This window comes from Halomonas sp. OfavH-34-E (assembly GCF_024124525.1).
GTDB classification, from domain to species: domain Bacteria; phylum Pseudomonadota; class Gammaproteobacteria; order Pseudomonadales; family Halomonadaceae; genus Halomonas; species Halomonas litopenaei.
Genome location: NZ_JAMXRY010000006.1, coordinates 115,337 through 128,027 on the forward strand (window position 1 = coordinate 115,337; position 12,691 = coordinate 128,027).

Sequence of the window (12,691 nt, forward strand, 5' to 3'; positions counted from 1 at the left end):
GCCTAGACCACCAGCGCCAGGCTGACGTCGTGGATCAACTGGACGTCGTTGAAGGGCCCGGCCGGGCTCTCGTCGGGGATCAGCCGAAAGGCGCGCTGCTCCTCACGGGGCAGGCCCTGGTACTCGGCGATGACCTGAAACAGCCAGATCTCCGGGTCCCACTCGAGCTCGCTCTCGCTCAGATACGCCAGGGCGCTGGTGCCCGACGAGGCGCCAGCGGCGGGCGCCTGCTGATCGACCACGTCCAGGTAGAAGCGCTCGACGTCCTGCTTGAGCGCCTGCTGGCGGGCCTCGACCATGCTCTGCGCCTCGACCATGGCAGGGCCTGCCACCTCAGCCTGCTCCGGCCGGTGGACCGCCACCGGCAACTGGTGCAGCAGCCCCGTGAGCACCTCGGCGTCGCGATGGTGATCCAGCGCCGGGGCGGCGGCGGCGTGCAGCGGGCTTGCGTGGTTGAACAGCTCCGGCACCTCGCTGCGGCGGGTGTAGTTGCCCGGCACAAAGCCCGGATGCTCACGCAGGAAGGCGGCCATGCCAGCCACCAGCCGGCTCTGCTTCTGCTGCTGACGAAAGCGCGCCATCAGCTCGATCAGTCTTCCCTGGACCTCGCGCAGGTTGGTGTAGTGCTGGCTCAACTGCTGCTGCAGCTGGCTGATCAGCAGCTTGCGCAGGGAGCCGTCGCTGCCGACCAGATCGATCAGCTCGTCGAAGTCGATCAGCGCCATGCCGTCGAGCAGGCGCACGATCTGCTTCTGGGCGCGGTCGTTCTCGCGGATCTTATCGTTGAGTCGGCTGACGAAGCCGAAGTCACTGTTGAGCCGCTGCCACAGGCTGTCGATGGCGTCGGCGAAGCGGCCGTTGAGGTCGTCCACCTCCTGGCGCAGACGCAGCATCAGCGGCCCCTGCTGCCAGTGCTCGCCCAGGCTGACCGCCTCGCGGTAGCTCTGCACCAGGTTGCGGATCTGCTCCAGGGTCTCGCCGACGTCGGCGTTGACGTGGCGGCGGGTCTCGTCGGCCAGCATCTCGGCGATCAGCTCGCGCACCTTGGGGGTCAGCTTGACCGCGCCGTGCTCGTCGGGCCGCCACACAATCCGCGCCGCCAACAGCTTGCGCAGAGCGCCTTCGGTGAGGGTCTCCAGCGGCACCTCGTCGCGGGTATAGCCCTGCATCAGCACGTCGGCGTAGCGCCCCAGCAGCGACAGCCGCTCGGTGCCGGTGGCAACCAGCCGGCTCTCGAGCGAGTGTTCCTCGCTCATAGCAGCGTCTCTTGGCGGGCCGGCGCCTCGTCATCCACCGGCAGGTTCTCTTCATCGCGGATAAAGCGCACCAGCTCCACCAGATAGTCGATCTTGGCGGTCACCAGAAAGACCTGGCGGTCGGCGTGGGGCTGCAGCAGGTAGCCGTGCTCCTTCAGACGCTTGAACACCTGCTTCATCTGGGCGTCGAGCTGCTCGCTCTGGGAGCCGAAGAAGGGATCGGTGGCCAGCCGCTCCAGGCGCTCGCGCAGGCTCTGGTTGTCCTCGCACTTGGCGCTGAACTCGGCGGGCTTGAGCACGTCGCCGGGGGCCGCCAGGGAGTCCTGGCCCAGCGCCTCCTGCACCAGCTGCAGCCATTCGAGCAGCGGCAGCAGGCTGTTGACGGTCTCGCCGAGCTGGCGCGACAGCTGCTCGCGGGCGTCTTCGTTGAGCTGACGCCAGGCCAGAAAGTGGACGCTGCGATCCTCGTTGGTGGCCAGGCGGCGGTTGAGCGGGCGCAGGTAGATGTCGATCTGCTCGCGCACCTCCTCGTCCTGGAGCTTGCGAAAGGCGCTCTCGTCGCTGACGGCGCAGATGAACTCGCCGGCCAGCAGCCGTTCGAGCAGGGGACCATGTTCGATCATTGGGTGACCTCCTCGGCGCTGCGCTGCTTGAGACGCTGAGCCAGCTTGCTCAACCGCGGTTCGATGCGCTTGAGCCGGCGCCGGCCCGGCTGGGCGGCGTCACGGTCGATCAGGTAGCGGTTGTGGAACAGCAGCAGCACGTCGGACTCCGGGTTGGGGAAGGCGCCGACGATGTGGATATGGTTGCTGTCGCAGGCCTCGAACAGCTTCTCGACGTTGTGATAGGCCAGGGTGCCGATCTCGTCGATGGGCCAGTGCACGCTGATCTCGGCCTGGCCGCGCAGCAATCGGGTAAAGGCCAGCAGGAACTTGCACAGGATCAGGTAGGCCATGCCATGGCTCGAGGATTCGAGCAGTTGGCGATCGTTCTTGATCACCAGGTCGGTGCCGCCCTCGTTAAGGTGCAATTCCAGGCGCAGCAGGCTCTCGAAGCTGTACTGCTGGTCGCTGCGCAGCAGGTCGACCACGTCGGCCAGGGCATTGAGGTAGTCGTCCCCCGGCAGTCCGCCGGTCTCCTGCCAGTCGCGATAGTCCTGGGCGAAGCGCTTGAGCGGCTCCCAGAAGCCCAGCTCGTCGATGGTCGACTGAATGCGCACTTCGGCCTTGGTGATGCCCTCCAGGCGCAGGTCGTCGGCGACCTCTTCGGACAGCCGCCGACTCTGGGCACTGATGCGCCGGTTGAGGTCACGAAAGACGGTAAAGAACTTGTCCAGATCGGCGCCGAGATTGCGCCCCTGCTGGACCAGCTGCTGCTGCTGGTCCTCGAGCAGCTTGAGCATCCCGCGCAGCAGCGGCAGCAGCCGGCGCGGGCTGGGCTCGGCACCGTCGGCGGCGTCATCCTCGCGCAGCTTGGCGCGCTCGGCGCTCATGGTATCGACAAAGCCGGTGCTGGCGCCCTTGATCAGCTCGCTTTCGACCTGCTCGCAGCCCTTGCGCAGGGCGTCCATCTCGCGCCCACGCTCCGACAGCGCCTGGCGGGTGCGCTCGATGCGCTCGTGGACGTCGCCGGGGGCATCGTGCCGGGGCGCTGGAGAGGGGTCCAGCGGCAGTTGCTCGACCTGCACCAGCAGTGGCTTCAAGGCGTCGATCACCTCGGCCTCGGCGCTGCGTTGGGCCTTCAGTTCGCCCAGCGCCTGCTGGTGGGCGGCGCGGTCGGACTGGAATTCGGCCTTGCGCTGCTCTCGTTCGCGCTCGGCACCCTCCTTGTCGCGTACCAGCCGGGTTTCCTTGTCGACCAGCTCGGGCTTGCGCTGGCCCCAGTCCAGGCGCATGAAGCGGCGATAGTCTTCCAGCTGCTCCTGGCGCGAAGCGGTCAGCCGGATACGCTCGTCCAGCGAGGCCAGTCGCGCCTTGGTGTCCTTCAGCGAGGCCAGGTCCACGCCCTGCTCCTGCAGTTCACGGTCGAAGGCCGCCTCTAGCTCCTTGCGCTGGCGCTGATGCTCGCTCTTCTGGTCGCTCTGGTACTGCTTCAACTGGCGGATCTGGTCATCGACGCCGTCGAGGCGGCTCTGGCCGTCGGCCTTCACCTCCAGCATCTGCGCCTGGTGGGTCTTGGCCAGGGTATCCAGGGCGGCGCGCTTCTCCTCCTTCAGCCCATCGTGGCTGGCGCGCTGGGCGGCCAGCGCCTCCTCCAGGCCCTGACGCCGCGCCTTCTGCTGGCGGGCGTGACGCTCCTGCAGCTGGCTGCGCGCGTCGCGGGCGTAGTCGACCTCGGACTCGGCGCGCTTGAGCTCCATGCGCGCACGGCGCACCGCTTCCTCGGCGGACTGCACCCGCTCGTTGGCCGCCTTCATCTGGCGCTCGGCGGCCTGCACCGCGCTCTCGGCACGCACCTGGGCGGCCTCGGCCTGCTCGATGGCGGCCAGCAGGCTGGCCTCCTCCTGGGCGTACTCGGGCACCTCGACCGCGGCCAGATCCAGGCCCACCCCGAACAGCTCATCGTGGTCCTGCTCGCCGACACGGGGCGACAGGTCGCGGCGCTCCAGCAGCTCCGGCGCGATCACCTTGCCCAGACGCTGCTCCCAGCCGGGACGATGGAAGCGCAGGAAATGACGCAGTGTGCCCTGGGCCGGATCACGTTGCTGGTGCAGGCCATAGGTGTGAGCTTCGGCCCTGGCGAGCTGATGACGGGCCTCGTCGAGTTCCTTTTCGGCCTGATCACGGGCGCGCTTGAGGGTGTCGAGCTCCTCGCGCAGCGCCCCCAGCGTCTCGCTCGCCGCCTCGCGGTCGGTCTGGGCCTGGTCGAGGCGAGCCTGGGCCAGCTCCGCCTCCTGGATTTCCTCGGCGCTGGCAGCGCTGGCGGCCAACTGGGCCTTGAGCTCGGCCAGCCGCTCGACGCCGCTTTCCAGGCGCTCACGGTAGCTCTCGTCGAGCTCCTGGCGCTGCTGCTGGTAGCGCTGTTCGAGCTCGCTTTCCTGACGCCACTGCTGGTCACGCAGCTCTTCGCGGGTCTCGCCCAGCTCGTCGATGCGCGCCTGGGTCTCCTCGGTCTGGCGGGCCAGCTCATCGCCCAACTCACGCAGGCGTCCTTCAAGGCGTGACTGGCTTTCCTGGAAGGCGTTCTGCATCACCGCCAGGTGCTCGCGCAGCTGCTGGCTCTGGTCGCGCCACTGGGGCAGCGCCTGGACGTCACGCTCCAGCGCCGGCATGTCGGCCTCCTCGTAGGCCTCGAAGGTCGCCTGCAGGTCAGAAAGCTCGCGCTGGGTCTGCTCCAGCTCGCTGGTCATCTCGCTCAAGCGGTCGTTGAGGGCATCGCGGGCCTGTTCGTAGGCGGCTTCACGCTCCTGGAACTCGCGCTGGCGGTTGCCGATCTCGGCCTCGGCGTCGGCCAGGGTGCGCTCGGCGCGGTGGCGGTCGGCCTCGAGCTGGGGCTTCAACTGCCACAGGGTCGTCTCGCGCTCGGCGATCTCCTGATCGAGCTCATCGAGCTTGCCAAGCGATCGCTCCAGCGGTTCCAGTCGCTTGGACTGGCGCATCTGGGCGATCCACTCCCGCGCCTTGGTATTGCGGATGCGGGTCACCGGCAGTTCGACGCCGTCCTCCTCGAAGATCGCCGCCAGCATGGTCTTGAGGGTATCCATCTTGCCCTCCTTGGCGTGCACCGCGCTGATCAGCTTCTCCATATGACGGATGCGATGCTCCGGCTTGACCAGGCTGAACTGGGCAGCCATCTGGCGAAGGCGCAGGCTTTCCTTGCGGTTGCCCTGCTGGTGGGTGAAGTCGTTCTGGATCACCGAACGAAACTCCGAGGTAGCGCCGAGCTTGGGCGACACCGGAATTCCCTCACGACGCAGCTGGCTGGCCCAGTCGCTGTAGTCCAGCGCCGCCACCCCGGCCTCGCTCTCCACCAGATAGTGCCCGGGCTGGTAGGGCGCACCGACAAAGCGATACTCGACGCCACCGTCGCTCTTGCGGGTCAGCACCGCCTGGCAGACGTTGCCCGCCTCGCGGCGGTACTCGTAGATCAGGTAGCTGTTGCGGTTGGGCAGATAAAAAGCGTCGAACTTCTTGCGGGTCTTGGGCACCACCTTGTTGGGCAGCTCACCGTAGAACACCGGGACCAGCCGCTGCAGCGTGGTCTTGCCCGAGGCGTTGGTGCCGCAGATGTTGGTATGGCCGTCGACGTCCAGCTCGACCACCCCCTCGAGGTGGCCGTGGATCATCACGATGCGCAACAGGTGAGCCATTGGGATTCCTTGATCGCTTGCCCGGTAGGAGGGCTATTCTGCCAGAGACGAAGCGCCCTGACAGTGCGACCAGAGTTGCCCGACAGCAAGCTTTCGCCTACAAGGTTCCTGCGACAGGGAGAGCCCGACGCCCCCCCGTCACCCCGAACGACTCCTTGCTCCGCATCCATCAATGGCTATCCACGCACCACACCACAGGGGAAGACCGCCATGCACTTCGCCACCCTCGGCCCCGAGGACAGCAACCACGCCCTGGTGCTCGCCCGCTACCTCGATGATCGCAGGCTCAAGGAGCCTGACCTCACCGACATCGAGCCCCGGATCAGCCTGGTGGATGACTTCATCGGCGCCTTCGAGGAACTGGTCGCCGGGGGCTACGACTATGTGCTGCAGGTCAGCGCCCACCCCAGCCACGCCGACTGCGTCGGGCGCTTCATGCATCGCGCCTTTCCGGTGGACGCCTTCATCGCCCCCAGCCGCCCGCTGGCGCTGGTAGCCCGCGCTGACGTGGCCCAGCCGAAAAGCGTGCTGCGACAGCCCGCCACCCGCCACTACACCGACCTTTCGACCTTCGCGGAACACGACGCCCCCACCATCGTCGCCGCCCTCGAGCAACTGCTGGACGGCCAGGCCGACGCCGCCATCGTCGCCGAGGACGCCATCGAGCGTCATCCCGACCGGCTGCGGCTGATTCAGCCCCTGGGGCCCGCCCTGGATACCTGGATCCTTTACGCCAATCGGCCCCTGTTCCCGGACAGGGAGCAGGGGCCGATGCTGGGCGCCAACGACGCCATGGCAGAGCACTTCAGGGAAACGAGTCGTCGCGCGGATCGAGGCTAAACCTGACGGAGCGACGCGATACTTGCCACCACGCTTTTACACCGGCCAGGGTACGAAGATGACACCGAGCCCGAGTGCCACCAGGGCAGCCCTGAGCCACCAGGCGAAACGCCCGATCAGCCCGTAGGACACCAGGCCGAGGCCGATCAGCACGCCCAGGGTGGTGGCCAGGGCAGCGAAGACGCCGGAGCCAAGGTCGAGCAGCGCCGGGTGCGCGACCATCGCCAGCGGAATGACGTAGAGCCCGACCCCCAGCGCCATGGCCTTGCCCGCCACCTTCAGCCAGTTCTCGTCGGCCATGCCGGCGGCGATGAACACCGCACCACATACCGGTGGGGTGATGGTGGACAGCAGCGCGAACCAGAACACGAACAGGTGGGCGGTCAGCAGCGGCAGGCCCAGTTCGGTCAGCGCCGGCCCCGCCACCGAGACGCAGATGACGTAGGCGGCGGTAGTCGGCACCTCCATGCCCAGCACCAGGCAGGCCAGGGCGGTAAGCAGCAGCGCCGGCCACAGCTGCCCACCGGACAGCGACAGTATCGCCGAGGTGACCTTGACCCCGAGCCCGGTCAGCGACAGCACCCCGATGACCAGGGAGGCGCACAGGATGATCGCGCCGATGACCGCGATCTGGCGCCCGGCGGTCAGCGCTGCCTGGGCCAGGCGGGCGCGGAACTCCGTCCCCGACACCTTCAGCTCGGTGTTCATGGCCAACAGCGCAAGGCCTGCGAAGATCGCCACGCTGGCGGCGTACTGGGGGGTATTGCCGGCGTGGAAGATGCGCTCGAGCAGGATCGCAAAGGGCACCGCGAAGAAAAGTGCGGTGGTGATCACCTCACGCGCTGCCGGGCGGTCCTCGGCGGCCACCGGCTTGAGATCGAAACGGGTGGCGAAGGCGTTGATGCCGAGCCACACCGTGGCGAAGTAGAGAAAGGCCGGCAGCAGCGCCGCGGCCATGATCTCGGTGTAGGGGGTGCCGGTCAGCTCGACCATGACGAAGGCCCCTGCGCCCATCAACGGCGGCATGATCTGGCCCCCGGACGAGGCCACCGCTTCCACCGCCGCCGCCAGCGAGCGTGGATAGCCGAGTCGCGCCATGGACGGGATGGTGATGGCTCCGGTGGAAGCTACGTTGGCCGACGCCGAGCCCGAGATCGAGCCCATCAGCGCACTAGAAATCACCGATACCTTGGCGCCGCCACCGGTCAGGCGGCCCGCCGCGGCGCCGGCCAGGTTCATGAAGCCACGCCCCGCCTCGCCCGCGTTGAGCACCGCACCAAAGATCACGAAGATCGCCACCACCGAGACACTGACCCCGGTCAGCTTGCCCCACAGCCCGCCCTCGGCGATGGTCAGCGAACCGACCAGGCTGGCCATGGGCAGGCCAGGATGACCAAACTCGCCGGGCACGTACTGGCCCAGGGCCGCATAGCCCAGCGCGATCGCGGTCACCAGCGGCAGCGGCCAGCCGATGGCACGCCGGGCGGCCTCCAGCGCCACCACAATCAGCAGTAGACCCACCGCCATCTGCAGGGGGGTGTCGATAAAGCCGTACTGGCCGCTCAGGGCGTCCTCGTTCAAGGCAATATAGCCGCAGGCGGCGATACCGAGGGCGGTCAGCCCCAGGCCGCTGATGCGCTGCCACGGCGTGCGGGCGGAAAACACCAGCACCCAGGGCAACACCAGCGCCATGTGCAGTGGCCGACTGATCAGTGCCGGCGTCAGGCCGTGGAAGATCAACCCCAGGTGAAACACCACCGACAGGGCACCGAGCGCGATCCATAACGGGGCACCCGGCCACGGCGAACGAACAGGGTCACGCGCGTCAGCCGCTGCGGCCGACGAAGAAGCGTCGCTTGAGTTCATGAATTCAGCACATCATCGATGAAACGGAGCGGGCCCACAGGGGCCCGCCGGGTCGAGATCTGGGCAGGATCGTCTCAGCGCAGGGCCTCGGGCACCTTCACGTCGACCTCGTCGTAGTAGCGCAGGGCGCCGGGGTGCAGCGGCCCCTCGAGGTTGGTCAGCATCTGCGGCGAGATCGCCTGCCACCAGGGCGAGGTCTCGGCCATGGCCTCGCGGCGCTCCCAGAAGGTCCTGGTCAGGGTGTAGGCGGTGTCCTCGTCCATCGCGCTGGTGGTGTAGGCCACCACCGGCAGCGAGGTGGTCAGCACGTCCTCGTCGATACCGGCGTAGGTGCCGGCGGGGATGGTCTGGGGCGCGGCGCCGGTGGCCTCGACCTGTGCTTCGGTGAACGACACCAGGCCGACATCATGGCTCGCGGCGGTCTCGATCACGTTGGGTGCCGGGAAGGAGCTGGCGGTGGCAAAAGCGTCGATCTGGCCGTTCTTGAGCGCGTCGGGGGCGCTGCCCACGTCGGCATCGTCGACCTCGACCTGGTCGGCGAGCTCGAATAGCTCGAGATAGCGTGCGGCCTCGCGGGCACCGAAGGAGCCCTGGCCGATCAGCAGGTGCTTGCCGGCCAGTTCATCGATGCCGAGGGTGTCCTGCTCGCCCGCCACCACGAAGTGCATGGTCAGCGAGGGAATCGGGAAGAGTGCACGAATGTCCTGCAAGCGCGGATGGTTGCGACTCTCGAACGGGCCGGTACCCTCGCGGGCGCGGGTCACCAGGCCGGGCGGTGAGGTGAAGACGTAGTTGCCGGGACGCGCCATCACCTCCATGACGTTCTGCACCGAGCCCTGGCTCTCTTCCAGGGTCAGGGTCATGTCACCCTCGGTGCCGGCCTTGATCGCCTCGGACAGCTCCACTCCCATCTGGTAGTAGGCGGTGCCGGCGGAGGCGGACTTGTAGGTCAGGCGGGTCTGGGCGTGGGCGCTTGCGGCGGTCAGCACGACGCTACCGGCGAGCACAGCCGTCAGGGCCTTGAGGCCACGGCTTCGAAGATGACGCATTGAGGGGGTCTCCAGTCGACAGCGGGCGTGGCCAGTGCCTCGTTTTGCTTATGCTCCCGCCAGGCTTCAGGATCTGGCGGGAATGGCCGGCCAACAGCATATTCGACTGGCGTGATTCGTGCCACGGCGCCAAGACACTCGTGGCCCCAAGAAAAAGTCGCGGGCGCCGAGCATAGCGACGCCCGTGGCCAATGATGTCAGACGCCCGCGCTATCAGGGCAGGCAGCGTGACACCAGTTTCAGCGGTAGAAGGCGGGACGCTCGGCCAACGCGATCGGCTCGACCTGCTGCGAATGCCGCGCCTTGACGCAGGCGTCACTGGTCACCGCCGCCACATAGCCATCCCAGGCGGTAGGGCCATGCCGCTCGCCCTTGGCGGTGGCATCGACCCACTCCTGAAACTCCACATCGAAGGCGTCGATAAAGCGGTCCTTCCAGTGGGTGATCACGCCCAGAGAATCCCGTGCGCTGTGACGCAGCGGCACGCTCGCCGGTTGCGGCAGATCGGCAACGCCGCTCTCCCCCACCAGTTCGCAGCGAATGTCATAGCCGTACTGGCAGTTGAGGAAGCTCTCGATGGTGATGACCATGCCCTTGCGGGTGCGCAGGATGATCAGCGAGGGGTCCTGCAGATCACCCTCCACCAGGCTGGAAACCCGCGGCTGGATGACCTGGGCGCTGACGTAGTCGTCCTCCAGCAGCCAGCGCATCACGTCGAACTCGTGGACGCAGGAATCGATCAGGCCCGCATCGCCGGAGAAGTTGGCCTGGGCATTGCGATGCGCGCACTTGGCGATCAGCGGCTGGCCGATGCCACCCTCGTCGAGCAGCGCCTTCAGCTGGCGGTAAGCCCAGTCGAAACGGCGCATGAAGCCTACCTGGACCAGCGCACGACCCGAGGCAATCTCGGCCTCGACGATACGCAGGCAGCCCTCGGCGGTGGTGGCCAGTGGCTTTTCGCAGAATACCGGCTTGCCCGCCTCGATGGCGGCCAGTACGAATTCCTCGTGGGTCGGTCCCCAGGAGGTCACCACCACGGCGTCGACCTCGGCGGCGTTGATGACGTCGTGGCCGCTGGCATAGGCCCTGGCCTCGATGCCGACCTCGTCGATGGCGGCCTGCGCCTGCTCGAGGCCGACATCACTGGCGGCCACCACCCTCGCACCCTTGAGGGTATGGTTCAGCCGGCGCATATGTTCCTTGCCGATGGCTCCGGTACCGATGATGCCGATAGATAGCGTCATGTCTGGCTCCTTTCTGTTATTGACCACTTGTTGAAATCGCACCTGCTGCCCTCCCATGGGTCGAAAACGTCGTGTGGGCAGCGTCGAGGCTCTACCAGCGTCGCGGCGCTGGTGCCAGAGCCAGGTGGCGTGGCCGCCCGATCGCTCGGGCGGCCATGTCACTTAGCCTTGTTGAGGGTTGGGGTCATCACACATGGGGATCGTCTGCGGCAAGCGCCGCCGCCGGGCGACGACGATGAATCCAGATCGAAGCGCACACGAAGTACACCAGCGACAGCGGAATCACCAGCCACTTGAAGGTTTCCACGTAGTCGACGACAGCGGCGTTGTCACCGGTCCATGACCACAGTGCCGCCAGGATGATGATCACCAGGCAGGCAAACGAGATCAGGTACAGCGGATCACGACGATTGACCGCGGGCTGCGCCTGGGGCGACTCGCCGGGCAGTTCCGGCGGATCCACCGGGCCATAGGCCTCTTCGTAATAGTCGATACCGGACTCGGTGTTCGCGCCCATCCGGCGGCACAGCAGCGGGTAGAGCAGAAAGCTCAGGGTCCACACCGGGAGAAACACGACAAACAGATGCACCTGGGGCAGGGCAATGAGCACGACGCCGAGGATCACCCCGATGGCCCAGGTCAGCATGGCCGGACGATTGTCCTCGAGCCCCTGATGTTCGCGCCACAGCGGGCGGATCGACAGGCGCGGCAGCAGGAAATGCTCGGCGGCGATGATCGCGCCGATGGGGGCCATCATCATCACGAAGTAGGACAGGACGTTGAGCAGCGAACCGAAGACGAACGGGAAGCAGGCGACGACCGTGGTGGCAGCCCCCACCACCAGGGCAACGTTGAACGGCTTGTGACGATGGAACACCGCCTGGAATGCGAGCCCAGAGCGATAGAGGCTGGGGATCGAAGTGGTCCAGCCGGCGATCACTACCGCCACCAGCCCCATGGCGCCGAGCAGACGGAAGGCGATGGCGCCCGGATCAAGATCGACCATGGCTTCCTTGAGCAGCATCGCCGAGGTGGCGCCAAGGATGCCCGCACAGACCCAGGCCATGAAGTGGCCGATGTACATGCCAGAGGCCGAAAAGTAGCCGTAGGAGGACTTGCGCGCGAAGCGCAGGATGCTCATGTCGCTCATGCCGAGGTGCATCGGCAGGTTGATGCCCCAGGCCCAGGCGGCGATGACCCACATGTTGATGCCAGGCTCGCCTTCGGGAGTAACGCCGGTCCACACCAGTGCACCGAGCACATTGCCCAGGCCATCGATGCCTTGCTCGGCGCCCAGGTGGGTGACGATGGGGATCGACAGGATACCGCTGACCAGGAACATGATCGCCATCCAGGGCGCGCATACGGTGGAAAAGTTGGCGATGCGCTTGAAGCCCTTGAGTGTCAGCCAGACGGTAAAGGCGCCGACCAGCAACGCCAGGATCACGAAGCTGGCACTGGTGGGATAGAGTCCCACCTGGGGCGGAATATCGGTCAGCACCCGGAAGGCCGAGGCCGAGACCGTGATCATGGCGCCGGCGATGACGGCGTAGAAGACACCATTGAGGATGTTGTAGACGGTGGAAATTTTCTTGCCGGCAAGCCGGGCCAGGAACCAGTACACCGTCATGCGGGTGCGGGTAGCCACCGGACTGCAGATCCAGGCCCAGGACAGCACCGCCATGAAATTACCGAGAATCAGGCCCCAGATCAGATCACCGGTGGAAACACCTAAGGTGACCAGCGCTGCGCCGATGACGAATTCGGTGCCGGCCACGTGCTCACCGGAGTAGGCCCCGAGAAAGTACTTGCCGCTCAACTGCCGGCTGGGGGGAATGCGTTGATATTCGAGCTCTTCGCTCTGGGCGTTGTCGTCCGCTGTCGCGGTCGCCTGCGCCCCTGCCGCTTCTGTGCTCATAACGTTGTCCACTTGTTATTGGAGGATCGATGGCCCTTGTGACCGGTTGCAAACGGTCAGGACTCCAGCCCCGGCGGTCCATGCTTTTCCACGGCCCGCACCAAATGAAACATACATTCCGAAAGAAAAAACAACAAACCAAACGTTCTATACTTTAGTCGACTCGAACGCCTGATCCGACAAAATTGTAAATAACGTAATCCATGACG

At 66.4% G+C, this 12,691-nt stretch carries 8 protein-coding genes; 1 reads left to right on the forward strand and 7 read right to left on the reverse strand.

Going from position 1 to position 12,691, the window contains the following annotated elements; all coding sequences use genetic code 11:
* Positions 1 to 2: 2 nt before the first annotated feature.
* The 3 genes from NH448_RS04525 to NH448_RS04535 are packed head-to-tail and all read right to left on the reverse strand — an operon-like array spanning position 3 to position 5,565.
* On the reverse strand, positions 3 to 1,256 hold the full coding sequence (locus NH448_RS04525) for a hypothetical protein (RefSeq protein WP_045993164.1): 1,254 nt from the start codon (positions 1,254 to 1,256) through the stop codon (positions 3 to 5).
* On the reverse strand, positions 1,253 to 1,879 hold the full coding sequence (locus NH448_RS04530) for a hypothetical protein (protein ID WP_045993163.1): 627 nt from the start codon (positions 1,877 to 1,879) through the stop codon (positions 1,253 to 1,255). The genes NH448_RS04525 and NH448_RS04530 overlap by 4 nt, the downstream gene beginning before the upstream one ends.
* Positions 1,876 to 5,565, reverse strand: a complete 3,690-nt coding sequence (locus NH448_RS04535; RefSeq protein ID WP_045993162.1) for an ATP-binding protein — start codon at positions 5,563 to 5,565, stop codon at positions 1,876 to 1,878. Before NH448_RS04535 ends, NH448_RS04530 begins: the two co-directional genes overlap by 4 nt.
* 210 nt (positions 5,566 to 5,775) lie before the next feature.
* Here NH448_RS04535 and NH448_RS04540 point away from each other — a divergent pair, with 210 nt between their 5' ends.
* Complete coding sequence (locus NH448_RS04540; RefSeq protein ID WP_071211124.1) at positions 5,776 to 6,405, forward strand: hypothetical protein; 630 nt, start codon at positions 5,776 to 5,778, stop codon at positions 6,403 to 6,405.
* 36 nt (positions 6,406 to 6,441) lie between these two features.
* On the opposite strand, the gene NH448_RS04545 is transcribed toward NH448_RS04540, so the two are convergent.
* From NH448_RS04545 to NH448_RS04560, 4 genes are all read right to left on the reverse strand, one after another.
* Entirely contained in the window at positions 6,442 to 8,271 is a 1,830-nt protein-coding gene (locus NH448_RS04545; RefSeq protein ID WP_083970441.1) for a TRAP transporter fused permease subunit, read from the reverse strand.
* 74 nt (positions 8,272 to 8,345) lie between these two features.
* Positions 8,346 to 9,320: a TAXI family TRAP transporter solute-binding subunit gene (locus NH448_RS04550; protein WP_045993161.1), complete on the reverse strand. Its 975-nt coding sequence runs from the start codon at positions 9,318 to 9,320 to the stop codon at positions 8,346 to 8,348.
* A gap of 239 nt (positions 9,321 to 9,559) precedes the next feature.
* Positions 9,560 to 10,564 carry a Gfo/Idh/MocA family oxidoreductase gene (locus NH448_RS04555; RefSeq protein ID WP_045993160.1) on the reverse strand — a complete coding sequence of 335 codons (1,005 nt, stop codon included), beginning with the start codon at positions 10,562 to 10,564 and terminating at the stop codon, positions 9,560 to 9,562.
* A gap of 187 nt (positions 10,565 to 10,751) precedes the next feature.
* Positions 10,752 to 12,482, reverse strand: coding sequence for a hypothetical protein (locus NH448_RS04560; protein WP_108131839.1), 1,731 nt, complete (start codon positions 12,480 to 12,482; stop codon positions 10,752 to 10,754).
* Positions 12,483 to 12,691: the final 209 nt, after the last annotated feature.